Source organism: Phytobacter sp. V91 (assembly GCF_965644225.1).
Classification (GTDB): Bacteria; Pseudomonadota; Gammaproteobacteria; order Enterobacterales; family Enterobacteriaceae; genus CBFFRJ01.
In genome coordinates, this window is sequence record NZ_CBFFRJ010000114.1 from 1 (window position 1) to 16,462 (window position 16,462).

Annotated in this window: 10 protein-coding genes and 2 pseudogenes; 1 reads left to right on the forward strand and 11 read right to left on the reverse strand. The window is 54.2% G+C overall.

The window, feature by feature from the left end; genetic code table 11:
• Window positions 1-557: 557 nt before the first annotated feature.
• The 11 genes and pseudogenes from eutC to hemB form a co-directional block, all read right to left on the reverse strand.
• Complete coding sequence (gene eutC / locus ACSZO4_RS19570; RefSeq protein WP_437890705.1) at window positions 558-1,337, reverse strand: ethanolamine ammonia-lyase subunit EutC; 780 nt, start codon at window positions 1,335-1,337, stop codon at window positions 558-560.
• On the reverse strand, window positions 1,334-2,722 hold the full coding sequence (locus ACSZO4_RS19575) for an ethanolamine ammonia-lyase subunit EutB (protein ID WP_437890706.1): 1,389 nt from the start codon (window positions 2,720-2,722) through the stop codon (window positions 1,334-1,336). The genes eutC and ACSZO4_RS19575 overlap by 4 nt, the downstream gene beginning before the upstream one ends.
• A gap of 9 nt (window positions 2,723-2,731) precedes the next feature.
• Window positions 2,732-4,111, reverse strand: a complete 1,380-nt coding sequence (gene eat / locus ACSZO4_RS19580) for an ethanolamine permease (protein ID WP_437890719.1) — start codon at window positions 4,109-4,111, stop codon at window positions 2,732-2,734.
• Between the two features lie 745 nt (window positions 4,112-4,856).
• Entirely contained in the window at window positions 4,857-5,903 is a 1,047-nt protein-coding gene (gene fbpC / locus ACSZO4_RS19585; RefSeq protein ID WP_437890708.1) for a ferric ABC transporter ATP-binding protein, read from the reverse strand.
• A 12-nt stretch (window positions 5,904-5,915) separates the two neighbouring features.
• Window positions 5,916-7,994 (reverse strand): ABC transporter permease, encoded by a 2,079-nt coding sequence (locus ACSZO4_RS19590; RefSeq protein ID WP_437890709.1) that lies wholly within the window; start codon window positions 7,992-7,994, stop codon window positions 5,916-5,918.
• A 67-nt stretch (window positions 7,995-8,061) separates the two neighbouring features.
• On the reverse strand, window positions 8,062-9,093 hold the full coding sequence (locus ACSZO4_RS19595; protein ID WP_437890711.1) for an ABC transporter substrate-binding protein: 1,032 nt from the start codon (window positions 9,091-9,093) through the stop codon (window positions 8,062-8,064).
• Window positions 9,094-9,097: 4 nt separating this feature from the next.
• A pseudogene (uhpC, locus tag ACSZO4_RS19600) lies at window positions 9,098-10,426 on the reverse strand (MFS transporter family glucose-6-phosphate receptor UhpC); the annotation flags it as partial.
• Window positions 10,427-10,494: 68 nt separating this feature from the next.
• Window positions 10,495-12,036 carry an MASE1 domain-containing sensor histidine kinase gene (locus ACSZO4_RS19605; protein WP_437890713.1) on the reverse strand — a complete coding sequence of 514 codons (1,542 nt, stop codon included), beginning with the start codon at window positions 12,034-12,036 and terminating at the stop codon, window positions 10,495-10,497.
• Window positions 12,036-12,665 (reverse strand): response regulator, encoded by a 630-nt coding sequence (locus tag ACSZO4_RS19610; protein WP_437890715.1) that lies wholly within the window; start codon window positions 12,663-12,665, stop codon window positions 12,036-12,038. Before ACSZO4_RS19610 ends, ACSZO4_RS19605 begins: the two co-directional genes overlap by 1 nt.
• A gap of 132 nt (window positions 12,666-12,797) precedes the next feature.
• Complete coding sequence (locus ACSZO4_RS19615) at window positions 12,798-14,513, reverse strand: lysophospholipid acyltransferase family protein (RefSeq protein ID WP_437890716.1); 1,716 nt, start codon at window positions 14,511-14,513, stop codon at window positions 12,798-12,800.
• Between the two features lie 131 nt (window positions 14,514-14,644).
• Window positions 14,645-15,616, reverse strand: a complete 972-nt coding sequence (gene hemB / locus ACSZO4_RS19620; protein WP_437890717.1) for a porphobilinogen synthase — start codon at window positions 15,614-15,616, stop codon at window positions 14,645-14,647.
• 487 nt (window positions 15,617-16,103) lie between these two features.
• Between hemB and ACSZO4_RS19625 the strand changes: the two are divergent.
• A pseudogene (locus ACSZO4_RS19625) lies at window positions 16,104-16,400 on the forward strand (autotransporter outer membrane beta-barrel domain-containing protein); the annotation flags it as partial.
• Window positions 16,401-16,462 lie beyond the last annotated feature (62 nt).

Below are 16,462 nucleotides of genomic sequence, written 5' to 3' on the forward strand. Positions count from 1 at the left end.
CTTGGGCGGCTCATGGTTTGTCGGCGCCTTTGAGGCGCTCACCCTAAAGCCTCCGGCTCTGCCGGAGGATACTTACTTATGCACACGTGTGCACTGGAGTCAATGAATGTAAATTGCAAATATGTTGATATGGCTCGCATTTGCAATCAATGTAATGTAAAAAATTGATTTTTATTAATAAATTTAAATGTGATCGCTATCATATTTATAGAAAACAGACTTATTTATGTATTTGGAGGTATTTAGTGACGGTGCAGAATAATGCACTTTTTGAAGTGTCTTAATTCAGGTTTTATGTGACGCTCACATTCAATTAACATCTTGCATTACATTTTATTTAACATTGGTTAATTATTTTTAAACACCCCGCATTTAATTAATTTTCCTGAACGAATTCTGTTATTAATGGGCTAATATGGGGGAAAGGTAATACTTAAATATATAAGCATTACTGGAGGTTATGAGATTTATCATTAGCGGTGCTGGCTGGATCTTTGTCGCCTGATGTTTTCCTTTGCATAAGTCTGACCCCGCGCCCGGTGTGAGCGCGGGGGAGATTAGCATGGCAGGGAGATGCGCGGTTTTACCCGGTCGTGGAGCGCCGGATTGTCGCTCTCATCTTTTAGTTTGACCCCGGTCAGTCGGCGCAAAAATGCCTGCTCCAGCAGCCAGGCAAGCTTAAAGGCGGCGGCCTCGTAGTTGAGACCTTCCGGGCGGATATTGGAGATGCAATTGCGCTCTGATTCCAGCCGTTGGCGCTCAGGTTTCCACGTCAGGTAGACCCCCAGGCTGTCCGGGGATGATAATCCTGGGCGCTCACCAATCAGGATCGCCACCGCTTTGCTGTTCAGGGTTTCGCCGATGTCATCCCCCAGCGCCACCCTGGACTGATGCGCCAGTACCACCGGCCCGAGTGAAATTCCCAGCGTTTGCAGATAGGGCAGCAGGGCGGTAATCAGCCCCAGCGACTGGCGCTGCACCGCGTGAGACGACAGGCCGTCGCCAATGACCAGCAGCAGGTCATGGGGTGGGGTACGGCTGGCGGCCAGTTCTGCACGACTTTCGTCGCTCAGCTTGCGGCCTAAATCCGGGCGATTAAGGTAGATATGTCTGTCCGTCGCCGCACTATGCGCTTCGTACGTTTGCAGACCCAACGCCTGTATCTGACGGGCCAGGGTTTCACTGTCGAAGGGCTGGTGGATGGCGTCACGCGCCTGGGCATGGGCAAGGCCAAAGTTCAGCACTTCGCGGGTTGGCAGGCTTGCTCCACTGCGGCCGAGCGCAATGCGGGCATCGGTAAATTCCCGCAACAGGGACCAGGCATCAGGTGGATTCATGCAACAGCTCCTTGTGGTAATGCGCTAAGCAGCGGGTGATTGGCTCCGGTCAGGCGTAGCTGTCCATGGTTATCAATAATTTGCATTTTTGTCAGCCACTGGGCAAATTCCGGCGCGTGTTTAAGTCCCAGCAGACGGCGGGCGTAGAGGGCATCATGGAACGAGGTGCTCTGATAATTCAGCATGATGTCGTCCGCGCCCGGAACGCCAATCAGGAAGGTCAGCCCGGCGTTACATAACAAGGTAAGCAGGGTGTCCATATCATCCTGATCCGCTTCCGCATGGTTGGTATAGCAGACGTCGCAGCCGATTGGCAGCCCCATCAACTTGCCGCAGAAGTGATCTTCCAGTCCGGCGCGAATGATCTGCTTGCCGTCGTAGAGATATTCCGGGCCGATAAATCCGACCACCGTGTTGACCAGCAGCGGGTTGAAGTGGCGGGCCACGGCATAGGCACGGGCTTCACAGGTTTGCTGGTCAACATCGTAATGCGCGTTCGCCGACAGGCAACTGCCCTGGCCGGTCTCAAAATACATCACGTTATTGCCCAGCGTGCCGCGATTAAGACTCAGCGCGGCATCCTGCGCCTCTTTCAGCATGGCGAGGTTGATACCAAAACCGCTGTTTGCCGCCTCGGTGCCCGCCACCGACTGGAACACCAGATCCACCGGCGAACCGCGCTCAATCAGTTGCAGGGTGTTGGTCACATGGGTCAGCACGCAGGACTGCGCGGGAATGTTAAAGCGGTTGATGATGTCATCCATCATATGATTCAGACGGTTCAGTACCGGTAGGCTGTCGCTGGCGGGATTAATGCCGACAACGGCATCTCCGGCGCCGTAGAGCAAACCATCGAGCATGCTGGCGGCGATCCCTTTTAAATCATCCGTTGGATGGTTGGGCTGCAGGCGTACGCTGAGATGGCCGGGCAGGCCAATCGTGTTGCGAAAACGGGTTACCACGCTGCACTTGCTGGCAACCAGGATCAGATCCTGGTTACGCATCAGCTTACTGACCGCGGCGGCTATTTCCGGGGTGATGGCCGGGGCGACTTCGCTTAAGACTTGAGTGTCAGTGGCGTCCGCCAGCAGCCAGTCGCGAAAATCGCCGACCGTCAGGTGGCTGATGGCCAGAAAGGCCTGAGCATTGTGGGTGTCGATGATAAGCCGGGTGACCTCATCGCTTTCGTAAGGAATCAGTGGATTATCAAGGATCTCGCGCAGTGGCACGTCCGCGAGGGCAATTTTAGCTGCCATTCGCTCTTCTGCCGACTGCGCGGCGACGCCCGCCAGCACATCCCCGGAACGTGCCGGGGAGGCTTTTGCCATCAGTTCTTTCAGACTGGCGAACCGATAAGTTCGGTGCGCCAGGGTTGTTTTATACATGAACTCTCCTCAGGAGGCTGCCCGCAGTTGCGGATCCAGCGCGGCGCGCTCACGAGCCGGTGCCGTTTTACGGAACCACATATAACCGGCCAGCATCATAAGGGCGAAAATCAGTGCCAGCAGGGTGTTGTACCAGACCATTGCCACCAGGCAGAGTACCGCCATACCAAGGGCAAACGCCGGGGCAATCGGGAACAGCGGCGCTTTAAACGGGCGCTCAAGGTCCGGTTCGCTACGACGCAGTTTGAACAGTGCGGCCATTGAAGTGATATACATAACAATAGCGCCGAATACTGACATCGTCACAATACAGGCCGTCAGCGGCATGCCGCTGATGGTGATCAGCGAGTCGGAGAAGATGGCTGCAATACCGACAACACCACCCGCCAGAATGGCCAGATGCGGGGTGCGGGTTTTACGGTTGAGGTTGGCAAGGCTCGCCGGGAGATAGCCTGCGCGTGCCAGGGAGTAGATTTGCCGTGAGTAGCCCATAATGATGCCGTGGAACGACGCCACCAGACCGAACAGCCCTAACCAGACCAGCATATGCAGCCAGCCGCTGCTGCTACCGACCACCACTTTCATCGCCTGTGGCAATGGATCGTTGATGTTTGACAGCGTACGCCAGTCGCCTACGCCGCCGGCAAACATCATCACACCGACCGCCAGTACCGTCAGGGTCAGAATACCGCCGCCCAGTGCGCGTGGAATGGTACGTTTGGGATCTTTCGCTTCTTCGGCTGCCATGGAGGCACCTTCGATAGCGAGGAAGAACCAGATAGCGAAGGGGATAGCCGCAAACATGCCCGGTAGTGCCAGGCCACTAAAGCTGTCGGCACCGGCCCAGCCGTTGGCGGTGAAGTTGTCCCAGGAGAAGCCCGGCGCAACGACGCCCATAAACACCAGCAATTCAAATATTGCCAGCAGGGTAACAATGAGCTCAAAGGTGGCGGCAATGCCGACGCCAAGAATATTCAACGTCATAAATATCAGGTATGCGCCGCAGGCCACCCACTTAGGATCCAGTGACGGGAATTGCACGTTAAGATATGCGCCGATCGCCATTGCAATGGCCGGTGGCGCAAAAACGAATTCGATCAGGGTCGCGAATCCGGCAATAAACCCGCCGGTTGGGCCGAACGCCCGGTAAGCATAAGCAAAAGGGCCACCCGCATGAGGGATCGCGGTGGTTAATTCGGTAAAGCTAAAAATAAAGGCGCAATACATGGCGGCAATCGCCAGGGCAACGATCAGAAAGCCTAATGTTCCCGCCTGGGCCCAGCCATAACTCCAGCCAAAATATTCCCCTGAGATTACCAGTCCGACGGCAATGCCCCATAAACGGAAGCTGCCTAATGTTCTTTTTAGTGTGGTTGATTCTGTGGTCATCATTTACTGCCTCGCCATTAAACACAGTTGTGGCTGGGTTGCAAAGGTGATGCCAGTTTATAAAAAGCCTCATTTTTCATTTGTTTATTATCGCTCTGACAGGGTTTTTAACAAAAACAGCCTGAAGATGCAGTCTGCTCAGCCTGCTTGTGGTGCAGCCTGCTCTGTAATGGTGAAAATTGACTGATTATTAAACTATCTTTATGAATTATGAGGATTTTGTGGAGAGTGGGCCGCTGCGCAAAAATAACGACCAGAGCAAAATTTTCGCCCTCCCGGCAGCATAAAAAAATTCCTGGTCGGAATAATTAAAATAATCTATGGAATTAATTGATTGTAAATCCGATTATTCGTACGTCGCTTTTTAATGTTCGATACTTTAATTATTTTAACATCTTAATAAATTTATATTATTAATTCACACGATGGTTACATTTTTTATTTTAATTCTATTGCAGCGAAAATTGCAGGCTGAATCACAATGCATTCAGATAATGGCCAGATGTTAAATTTAATCCCCTGGAATGAGTTGACCATAATGACTTCGCACTTTAGTTTGAGGGCGAAACCTGACAGGAAAATCCAGGATTATATTTAGCTAAGGAGGGGTATATGGCCTGGCGTCCAATTCTGTATGTCATTTTTACCACCAATCCACGGTTAACAACCCGACGCGCTCGCTTGCGTCTGGTAGCAAATTAGCGCTGAACTTCCCCTCTCCCGTGCGAGGAGAGGGGATAAAGCCTCAGGCGTTTTCTGCCAGCTCAAACATGCCATAAGGGTGGATTTGCAGATAATAGCTGTCCCCCACATCGGGTTGCAGACGGGTCGCATTGACCTGCAACAAAATGCGTTGACCGTGCCACTCGACAATTACCTCATATTGCGGCCCCATGTAGGCCACGTGCTGGATAATACAGCGTTGACACTCTTCTCCGTGCGACTCAAGGGTGATTGCCTCCGGGCGCACGCCGACGGTGGCTGAGCCCTCGGCGACAAAGTGGGCGGGAGCCGGTAAACGGTAGCCGTAGAGATCAACATAACCCTGACCAAAGGTGGCCGGAAACAGGTTGGCATCGCCCATAAAGCTCGCCATAAAGCGTGAGGCGGGCTGGCGATAGAGCGCCTGCGGCGAGCCCATCTGCATAATATTACCCTTGTTCATAACCAGTACGGTGTCTGATACCGCGAACGCTTCGCTCTGATCGTGAGTGACGTACAGTGAGGTGATATTGAACTGTTTTTGCAGCTCACGGATTTTATCGCGCATGCTGCGGCGCAGGTTGGCGTCGAGATTACTCAGTGGTTCATCAAACAGCAGGACTTTTGGTTTGAGGATCAGCGCGCGCGCCAGCGCCACGCGCTGTTGCTGGCCTCCGGAGATCTGATCCACAAAGCGCGTTTCAAAGCCTTCAAGATCCACCATCGCCAGCGCTTCCTGCACCCGGTTTTTGATCTCTGAACGTGAAACACCGAGCATTTTCAGGCCATATCCGACGTTCTCGCCCAGCGACATATGCGGAAAGAGGGCGTAGGACTGGAACACCATGCAGATATCACGCTGCTGGATGGAACGGTGTGTAACATCTTCGCCATCAATGAAAATCTGCCCACCGGTCGGTTTTTCCAGCCCTGCCACCAGGCGCAGTACGGTGGTTTTACCGCAGCCGGATGGGCCTAACAGGCTCACCATTTCCCCTTGAGGAATGGCAAGGTTGATGTTCTCTATAACCGTGTTGTCGCCGAATCGCTTGTTGACGTTACGCAATTCAACGAAATGTTTTTGTGTCATGGTTGTGCTCCGTTACGCCAGGTTTTTGGCTTTGGAACGGGAGGTTCGTGCCTCGCCGATCAGCCAGTCAAAAATAAAGATGATGGCGAGCATCACCACAATAAGGATTGAGCCATAGGCGATGGCGACGCCGTATTCGCCATCTTCCACACGATTCAGAATGTAGGCGGTTGCCACGCGGGTATCCGGGGTGACCAGGAAGACAATGGCGCTGACCGTGGTGATGGCACGAACAAAACTGTAAATCAGTGCCGACAGAATGGCCGGACGCAGCAGAGGCAGCAGGATCTGCGTGATGGTGCGCAGTGACCCGGCGCGCAGGCTGAGCGAGGCTTCATCCAGCGATTTGTCTATCTGACCTAATCCGGCGATGCCTGCCCGGATACCGACCGGTACGTTACGCATCACCATCGACATAATCACGATGGCCGCCGTCCCCGTGATGTACACCGGTGCGCCGTTAAAGGCGAGGATGTAGGAGACACCCGCGACAGTGCCGGGTACGGCAAAGCACAGCATGGTGGTGAACTCGATGGTCTTTTTGCCTCTGAACTGCTGGCGCACCACAATCCAGGCGATTAACAGACCTAAGGCTGCGGTGATCGGGGCGGCGATCCCGGCATACAGTAGGGTGTCGAGCAGTGACGGCCATGCGCCATCGCTCATGCCCTGGCCAAAGAGTTTGATGAAGTTATCCAGCGTCAGGGTGTAATCCACGCCCCAGTTAACGGTAAAGCTGCCATAGAAGATGCTGCCGTAAAGCAGGGCGTTGAAGGCGATCCAGACGACAAGCAGCGAAATAACGCCCCATACCAGGGTCACCGGCAGCGGCTGCACATCACCGCGATAGGATTTTCCGGAGACGGTCACATAGGAGCGTTTGCCAATCCACATGTACTGCACGCAGAACACCAGCAGCGAGAAGACCAGCAGGAAAGCGCCCAGCGTACTGGCGGCCTGATAATCCAGCTGTGAGCCGGTAATATAGAAGTAGATCTGGGTTGCCAGCACATCGAAGTTGCCCCCCAGCACCAGCGGGTTGCTGAAATCGGCCAGCGACTGCACCACCACAATCAGGAACGCATTTGCCAGCGCAGGTTTCAGCAGTGGGACAAACACGCCGTTGAAGGTCTGCCAGCGGCTGGCGCGCAGGGTGTAGGAGGCTTCTTCCAGCGACGGATGAATGGTTTTTATCGCCCCGTCGATGATCATAAAGGCCATTGGGGTAAAGGCCAGCACCTGCGCCAGCCAGATGCCGGTAAAACCGTACAGCCAGTTGGTATTGGTCAGCCCGAACCAGTCGACCATTAACTCAGTGATATAGCCTGAACGCCCCATCATCAGGGTGACCCCTAAGCCGACCACAAAGGGCGGGGTAACGATAGGCAGAATGGAGAACACGCGGCCGATAATTGCGCTGCGTCTGGCTATGCGGGTGGTGTATATCGCCAGTACCAGGCCGAAGAAGGTACAGCCCACGCCAACGGCAATCGCCAGCCAGATGGAGTTGAGGATCACCTGAATAATGTGCGCCTGAGAGAGCACATTCATAAAGGCCAGTGGAGCGAACGCACCGTCATCGGTGGTAAACATCGGAATAAAGATGGCAATGCTTGGCCAGACGATAAAGATGCCAATCAGCGTCACAATCGTAATCAGCGCGCCAATGACAAAGCGGTCGCCGCCCAGCCATTCCAGGCGGGTGAGCGCAAGGGTCATAATGGCGCCCAGGGAGATAAACAGCACAATGCTGGCATAGCCGAGACCACGATCTTCTGCGGTGGCGCTCAGGACGACAAACGCCATGCACAGCAATGCCCATCCAGCATCGAAATAGTGACGGCTTCGCTGCTCGCGCTGTGCTTCACTGAGCGGACGCAGAGCCAGCACGCTGGGTAACAAGTACCACAGCCAGCTGACGTTGAGGTGCGACCAGCCGTAAGCGGCATAAATTTCCTCGGACGTGGAGTCGAACAGGCCGTAATCCAGACTCCAGCTCGGTAGCAGAGCAAATGCCAGCCAGCCGAGCAAAATCCAAAGGAATACCGCATCCCGTTTTGCGGCGGGATGGAGAGTGAGTGTGTGTGGCATAAGCGTTCCGGTGTTGTAGGCCGGGCAGGACGTTATGCCCCACCCGGCAAAGAATGCAAAAGCGGGCTTATTTACCCATCTTCACATCGCTGACCCATTTATTAATCAGCGCTTTACGTACGTCTGTTGAGCCGTATTTATCCATGTCGTAGCTGATCAGTTTCAGGTCATCGAGCTTCAGCGAGTTCGGCGATGTTTCTGCGGTGGTGTTGGTCAGGATTTGGTAGGACTTGCCTTTTTTCCATGCCAGTTCCTGCGCTTCTTTCGACAGTACCCAGTCCACAAACAGCCTGGCGTTGTCGATATTTCGCGCCCCTTTCAGGATGCTGACACCGCCAATTTCATAGCCAGTGCCTTCACAGGGGGAGATCAGTTCCAGCGGCGCGCCCTGCTCTTTTTCCAGGGAGTAATCATGCAGGAAGCCGATACCAATGGCGGTTTCACCACGGGCAGCGTTGCGCGCCGGTGCAATGCCTGATTTGGTGTACTGTGAGACGTTGCTGTTGAGCTGTTTGAGATATGCAAAGGCCTGATCTTCGCCCCACAGCTGTGCAAAGGTGGCGAGCGCAGTGTAGGCGGTGCCTGAGCTTTGTGGATCGGCAATCTGGATCTCGCCCTTATATTCGGGCTTCGTCAGATCTTTCCAGCATGTTGGCACCGGCAGGTTTTTCTCTTTCAGGCGCTGGGTGTTGACGCCGAAACCGAGGATCCCGATATACACCGCCGAAGAGAGGTTGCCCTTCACCTTCGCCGGATCGCGAAACTTCTCCATCACCTGGTCGAGGTTCGGGGATTTGTAAGCCTGCAGCAGCCCCATTTCCCCCGCCTGAGACTGAGGATCCAGGGTGCCGCCGTACCAGACGTCTGCCTGCGGGTTTTTCTTCTCCGCATCGACTTTCGCCAGCGTGCTGCCGGAACCATTACGGATAAACGCGGTTTTGACTTTGTACTTTTCGCCAAAGGCCTGGGTTTGCGCTTCGCACAGTTCATTGGTGCCGCTGCAATAAACAACCAGACGACCTTCTGCTTTTGCCACACCGCTGAATGCTGCGAGGGCGAGGCCTGTTGCTACCAGGGTAGAGACCAGAGTCACTTTCATTATTTTATCCTTCCGCTGAGGGAGTCGGACTGCGTGATGTTGCAATGCCTGCCATCAGTAGCGGCATCAGTAATAAACCCATCAATACGGCTGCGACACAGAGCAGGCTAAACATCCCCGACCAGCCATAGCCTTCAATCAGTTGTGAGAGCGGCCAGCCCGCCAGCGCCGCGCCGAGGTAGGCGAAGACGCCGAGAAAACCGGTAATGGAACCTGCCGCTGCTTTGTGCCCACATTCGACGGCGGCCAGGCCTATCAACATTTGTGGACCAAAGACAAAAAATCCCACCGTAAAAAAGCACATCGCCAGTAGCGCGTAGTGATGTACCGGCGCCAGCCAGAGCGCCGCGACCGAGACGATAAGCCCGAGCGTAAAGAGCAAAATCATCGGCGCGCGTTGCCCGCTGAACAGTAAATCTGAACCCCATCCGGCAAAGAGCGCCCCCAGCAACCCGCCCGCTTCAAACAGCATCACGGTGGCGTTGGCACTGAGCAGGTTGATACCGTGGCTTTCTGCCAGCCAGAGATTTCCCCAGTCGTTCAGCGCGATGCGGATCAAATAGACCAGCACGTACGAAACCCCCAGCAACCAAATCATTGGGTTACGCAGCACGGTAACGCGCAGCATTTGCCATAAGCCCATCGGCGGACTTTGTTGCTCCTGACGCAGCTCCAGCGGGTCATGCCGCCATTCGCCTGCGCTCGGTAACCCTTCTTCCTGCGGTGTCCCCCGCAGTTGCATTGATAACCACACACCCAGCGCCATGCTGATTATCCCCGGTGTCAGCATCGCGGCCTGCCAGCCCCACCAGTGGGCGGCAAAGGCACATATCAGCGGAACAATCGCCCCGCCGATGTTGATAGACATATTCCAGCAGCCCCACCAGAAACCACGTTCATTACGTGAGTACCAGTGGGTCAGCAGGCGGGCGCATGGCGGCCATCCCCAGCCCTGGAAAAAGCCGTTTAACGTCCAGACCACCAGCAGCAGAGGCAGCGAATCAGCAAACGCAAACACCACGTTCAGCAGCCCGGTGGCAAAAAGCCCGCAGCCCATAAAGGCGCGCTGTCCGTGGCTGTCATGCCAGAGCCCGGCGGCAAACTTCGACAAACCGTAGCTGAGGTAAAACAGCGAACCCAGCAGGCCGATATCGCCTTTATCCAGCCCTAAATCGCTTTGCAGCGCTGGCAGCACGTAGTTCACGCTTTTACGCGTCAGGTAGAACGCGGCATAACCCACCACCATGGAGAACAACAGACGTGAGCGTAACGTCCGGTAACGAGTGTCGATGTCAGTGGCTAAGATGGCGTGCATGACGGCCTCCGGTTGTGTTGACTTTAGAAAAGCGCGGCTGAAAGCGGATGAGAGAAACTCCCCGGGTCACTAAGAATTTTTCCTGGTCAGTACGGGGTTTGTTGCAAAACTGTGGGCAAGTTAACAGTAACGAGGGTTCCCTGACGGTGCTCGAGGAGCAGTTCGCCGCCCAGAGCATGAACGCGTTCGCGCATCCCCTGAATGCCAAACCCCGGTTCTCTGTCGGCGGTGATGCCGATACCGTTGTCATGGACTGCCAGACACAGCTGGCCAAGTTGCTCGCTGAGTATGATGGTTACCTTACTGGCGCTGGCGTGTTTGCAGACGTTATTGAGCAACTCCTGCAAGAGGCGATAGAGGGTAAACGCCAGGATTTCCCGCTCGGGCGGGGCGTGGAGTCGATAATCAAAATGGCATGCGATACCGCGCTCGGCGAAAGCAAACTCATTCACCAGGTGGTGCAGCGCCTCCTGCAACGAGAGTTCGTCGAGAACCGGTGGGCGAAGCTGGCGTAGCAATTGGCGGGTAGAGTGATGGATCCGCTGCGCCAGCGCATTTATCTGGCTGGCGGCCTCCAGGCTTTGCGGCGTTTCAGCGGTGCGTTTGACCAGCTGCGACTGAATCTGAATGGCAGTAATGTTCTGCCCAATTTCGTCGTGCAGTTCGCGGGCGAGACTTTTGCGGGTGTCCTCCTCCGTGTGAATCAGCTTTTCAGCCAACGCCTGGCGAGCACGTAGTTCGCCTTCCAGCCGTCTGCGGTAGTGGTCCAGGTTCAGCGCCAGGTGTTGCTGGCGGCTGATCGCGATACCCAGGCCTATCCCCAGCAGAGCCTGAGTGGCGAGAAAAATTTCCAGCTCCAGAAGGTCGCTAAAACCGACGCCGACCTGACGGGCTATGGTGATAAGCATGCTGCCGAGAAGACCTGACATCACGCCGCCCTGCCAGCCAAATTTCCATGCCATCACCACGTTGGGCAGGAACACCACAATCAGCAGCAGACGCTCTATCTGTGGCGAGAGAATCATCTGCGTACCGATCCCAATAATAAAGAACAGGCTGCACCAGATGATTAACGAGGTACGCAGGGGAGGCGCAATGGTGTCGAGTCCCAGCAGATGATGGCGATGCTGCTGGCGCAGGAACTCAAAAATTAAGTAAGCAAAAGGCGCTAACAGTACGCCGCCGGTAAAGGACGCCAGTCCTGCCAGCAGGACAGGGCTTTGCAAAAAAGGCGCGAGCAGCAGGGTGTGCAGCAGGGCCGTAGCGGTGACCGCGGTTAATAAGAGCGACAATCGCTGCCAGTACAACGGAAAGCGATGCCAGTAATGCTGGGCGATGAGCGCCGGGACCAGGCTGATAACGGGCGCTGCCAGTATGATGTCGCTAGTGACCAACTGCTCGCGGTGCAGCCAGACGATCAGCGCCAGTTGCGGGAGCACCAGCGCTGGCCAGAATCGGCGGGAGAGCAGGATCAACAACGCCAGATAGACGCCATGCGGCAGGAAAAGCACCGCCTGTTGGCCGTTGTGGGTCAGGTAGAAGCTGAGCGTCCAGAGCATCAGCCAGCCCGTTCCCCAGGCCAGCGTGATAAACAGCGATATCAGCCCGTGACGCAGCGTTCGCGTCATCAGTGACTGACCAGCAGATTATGGTTCAGGGCGAAATGTACCAGCTCGATGGTGGTCGCACAGTCCAGTTTGCCAAGCACATTGGCGCGATGAACATGGACGGTTTTATGGCTGAGTTCGAGTTTAAACGCGATCTCTTTCACGCTGTCGCCCTTGACCAGCAAATCAAAGATCTCACGTTCACGCGGCGTAAGCGTGGCGAGGACTTTGACCGGCTGAACGTCGCCACGCAGGGCTTTGAGTGCATCGGCACAAAGATAGTGACCGCCAAGTCCCACCGAGCGTACCGCGCGCACCAACTCCTCCGGGCCACAGCGTTTCGTCAGGTAGCCGCTGGCTCCGGCATCCAGCGCGCTTTGTACAAACGCCGGGGTGTCGTAGATGCTAAGAATAATGGCGCGAAATGCCGGACGCTGCTGGCGCAGGCGTTTAAGCAGACTCAGTCCGTTTTCATCCGGCATTGCGATATCCAGTACCGCGACATCGACATCCTGCTTCAGTAGCGCGGGCCAGGCTTCTGCGGCGGTACTGTATTGCCCGCTAACGCAGAGGTCGTCTTCAAGTCCCAGCAGTTGAGCAAAACCGGAACGCACCACCACATGATCATCCACCAGAACCACACGAACCATAACGCACTCTCTCGGGTGAAAAGTTTAATCATGCCGTCTGGTTTGGCGCTGGCAATGGTCATGCTGGCGATATGTAACCGATGTAACAAAATTGCAATAATATTGCATCTGAACTATTAACTACGGCAGCCGTCAGGCTGCCGTATTATTCAGATGAACAGCAATATAGCGTTCGTAGCGATTCGCCTTCAGGCGGGTTAAATCAACCAGCACCAGGCCATCGACGCAGTTATTGAAGTCCGGATCGCAACCAAAATCGATAAACTGCACGCCGCCGGATTCACACAGCTCAGAATATTGCTTGTACAGAGGTGGGATTGCGCAGCCCAGGTTACCCAGCATGGATTTCAGGCGCGTCAAATCTTCGCTGTAATCCTCACCCGTAAATTGTGCCAGCACGTCCGGCAGCGTGGCAGGCCACGGGCGTCGGGATTCTGCCAGCGGCCAGCTTGCCGGGAACCACAGGCGATAAAAGGCAACCAGTAAATCCCGTGCTGCCGGAGGCATTCCGCCGGAAATCGACACCGGACCAAACAGATAGCGATATTGCGGATAACGGGCCAGGTAAGCACCAATGCCTGACCACAGATAGTCGAGGCCGCGACGTCCCCAGTAACGGGGTTGAATAAAGCTGCGCCCCAGCTCAATTCCCTGCTCCAGTACGTCATCCATGCGCTGGTCATAGTGGAAAAGGCTATAGCTGTACAACCCCTCCGGACCCTTTTTTTCAACCTGAAGGGCGGTGGGCATAAAGCGATATGCGCCGACGATTTCCAGATCCATTTCATCCCAGAGGATCAGATGCAGGTAATCGTCATCGTACCTGTCGGTATCACGACGCTTTCCACTGCCTTCACCTACCGCGCGAAAAGCCACTTCACGCAGGCGACCCAGTTCACGCAGTAAAGGCGCATCTTCCTGGCCCTGACGCTGCCAGAGGTAAATCATCTTGCCATCTGCGGTGCGCCCAAGACACTCTGCCTTGTTAAGCTCGCGGCGTAAGGTTGCCCTGTCTTCCGGGCGGGCTATAGCACACTCTGTTTTAAAGATACCGGGAGCCTTTTTGCCCAGCCGCCGCACATGTTTACGGCATTTATCGGCGACATCGCGGGCAGAAAGAGAGGGCGATTGCCAGCTGTCCCAGGGAATTCGCTGGCCGATGGTGATGGGCAGTTGCGTTCCACGACGGCGAAACATTTGCTGCATCAGGAGCAACATGGGAAGCGTATCGGAAAGTAAAGCGCTGCCATAGAACAGCGGGCTGTTGCGGGCATTGATCCACATCGGCAGCAGCGGGGTGCGGAATTTTTTCGCCAGCTTCACAAAACCAGGGTGCCATTTACCGTCGCGAATGCCTTTGCGGGTCAGGCGTGAAACCTCGCCCGCGGGGAAGAAGATCAACACGCCGCCGTTTTGCAGCTGGTTTTCCATGTGCTGAAGCGAGGATTTACGCGTGCGACCGCCCATATTATCCACGGGAATAAACAGTGAACTCAGTGGCTCCAGGTGACTGAGCATTCTGTTGGTCACCACTTTCACATCGCGACGCACGCGGGAGACGGCATACAACAACGCCAGACCGTCCAGCGTCCCTGTCGGGTGGTTGGAGACAATCACCAGTGGGCCTTGCTCGGGGATTTGTTCAATATCGTATGCGGGGATGGTACAGCGGATCTGCAGATGTTCCAGCACCTGTTCAACCATATCCAGACCTTTAAGGTGTGGGTGGCTGGCGGCAAACTGCTGAAACTCTTTTTCGTATAACAGACGTCTGAGCAGATTTTTTTGCCAGGGTGCGGGATTGGCCTGCGGCCAAAGATCATCAAGAACACTTTCGAGGCTAAACATGGTCACTCCTCCTGCCGTCTTGCGATGACAGTAGAAGTTGCTCATGACAGTTACATTTCACCTTTGTGAATAAATGATAATGCCCGACGGTGAAAGGTGCAGGCCCGGCAAGCCTTACCGGGCACGGGAGTTTACAAAATCTTACGTTCGGCGAGGTCGAGAGCGAAGTAGCTAAAGATTAAATCGGCACCGGCACGTTTGATGGCGCCGAGGCTTTCCAGAACCACTTTATCTTCATCAATTGCCCCAGCCTGAGCGGCAAATTTGATCATCGCGTACTCGCCGCTCACCTGATAAGCGCCGAGCGGTAAGGTGGTGCGCTCGCGGATATCACGCAGAATATCGAGATAGGCACCTGCGGGTTTCACCATCAGGCAATCGGCCCCTTCGGCTTCATCAATCAGCGACTCACGAATCGCTTCGCGGCGATTCATTGGGCTCATCTGATAGGTTTTACGATCGCCTTTCAGCGCCGTACCGGCGGCTTCACGGAACGGACCATAGAAGGAGGAGGCAAATTTGGTGGAGTAGGACATGATGGCGGTGTCAGTAAACCCGGCGGCATCCAGCGCCTGACGAATCGCCTGTACCTGGCCGTCCATTGCTGCCGAAGGTGCGATAAAATTGGCACCCGCTGCGGCGGCAACCACTGCTTGCTTACCGAGGTTGATCAGTGTGGCATCGTTGTCGACGCCGTGGTCGCAGAGTACGCCACAATGGCCGTGAGAGGTATATTCACAAAAACAGGTATCGGACATCACGACCATCTCCGGGACCGCATCTTTGGCAATTCGCGACATACGCGCAACCAGTCCGTTTTCCTGCCATGCATCGCTACCGGTCGCGTCGGTATGGTGAGAGATACCGAAGGTCATGACTGAACGGATACCTGCGTTGGCAATACGTTCGATCTCGCGGGCGAGATACTTTTCCGGGATACGCATCACACCCGGCATCGCAGCGATCGCTTTGTAGTCGTCAATTTCTTCTTCAACAAAGATGGGCAACACCAGGTCGTTCAGGCTGAGTGTTGTCTCTTCAAACATGGCGCGCAGCGAGGCGGATTTGCGCAGGCGGCGCGGGCGGGTGATTAAGTCGGTCATGGTTTGCCTGAAGTCTAAGGAAAAGTAGCGCTAGTGTATCTGAAAAGAGGCTCTGGTGTTTTACCAAAATCGCCTTTAAATGCGAGAAGGCTCGAGATATGAAGGCCTGGTTCATAAGAGAAAAGAGCAATGAATGTTAATCATTGATAGTTTTTATTTTTAATGAGGTTTTTATTTCCAGGTTAAATAAATCCCTTTGGGGAATGTATTAGGGGTTGTTTATTTATATTTTGAATTTATTACGCGTTAATAACTTGAGTTGAGCCTGCTTTTGTTTTTCTTCTCTGTTGATTTGTCTGGTTTTTTTATATTTCTCATGTGTTTTTTATTTTTTGTTTATTCTTGTCCGAATTCGGACTTTACGTGAACTTTAATTGAACCATTTGGTTTTTGTACGGCATACTTTTCTTCGCAGTTAATATTAATTGCATTTGATGTATTAATAAATGATGGATCAACAAAAAATATCCCTGAGGAGGGATGACAAATGCACTCCTTGAAAAAGAAACTTGTAGTATCTCAACTGGCATTAGCCTGTACTTTGGCAATCGCTTCTCAGGCAAATGCGGAAGATATTTCTGGCACGACTTATAACACGTTCAACCACTATAACGATGCAACACATGTTGATGATGTTTATTATAGTGGCTATGTTGGCTGGGGCAATTACGTAACAGGTAGCGAGTACAATGGCGATATCTACCCTGTTATTAATAATTCAACCGTCAATGGCGTGATCTCAACGTATTATCTTGATGACGGTCTCACTACTAAGGAAGGTGCGATTTAATCGGTGGGGTTCAGTGGAGTCCTTATCTGTATTAGCCTTACCTTAGCTGAGCTGTA

Bases quoted from the DNA above. Each gene is read 5' to 3' on its own strand.
- ACSZO4_RS19605 (WP_437890713.1), bottom strand. From the start codon at position 12,036: ATGACGCGAACGCTGCGTCACGGGCTGATATCGCTGTTTATCACGCTG.
- eutC (WP_437890705.1), bottom strand. From the start codon at position 1,337: ATGAATCCACCTGATGCCTGGTCCCTGTTGCGGGAATTTACCGATGCC.
- hemB (WP_437890717.1), bottom strand. From the start codon at position 15,616: ATGACCGACTTAATCACCCGCCCGCGCCGCCTGCGCAAATCCGCCTCG.
- eat (WP_437890719.1), bottom strand. From the start codon at position 4,111: ATGACCACAGAATCAACCACACTAAAAAGAACATTAGGCAGCTTCCGT.
- fbpC (WP_437890708.1), bottom strand. From the start codon at position 5,903: ATGACACAAAAACATTTCGTTGAATTGCGTAACGTCAACAAGCGATTC.
- ACSZO4_RS19615 (WP_437890716.1), bottom strand. From the start codon at position 14,513: ATGTTTAGCCTCGAAAGTGTTCTTGATGATCTTTGGCCGCAGGCCAAT.
- ACSZO4_RS19610 (WP_437890715.1), bottom strand. From the start codon at position 12,665: ATGGTTCGTGTGGTTCTGGTGGATGATCATGTGGTGGTGCGTTCCGGT.
- ACSZO4_RS19590 (WP_437890709.1), bottom strand. From the start codon at position 7,994: ATGCCACACACACTCACTCTCCATCCCGCCGCAAAACGGGATGCGGTA.
- ACSZO4_RS19575 (WP_437890706.1), bottom strand. From the start codon at position 2,722: ATGTATAAAACAACCCTGGCGCACCGAACTTATCGGTTCGCCAGTCTG.
- ACSZO4_RS19595 (WP_437890711.1), bottom strand. From the start codon at position 9,093: ATGAAAGTGACTCTGGTCTCTACCCTGGTAGCAACAGGCCTCGCCCTC.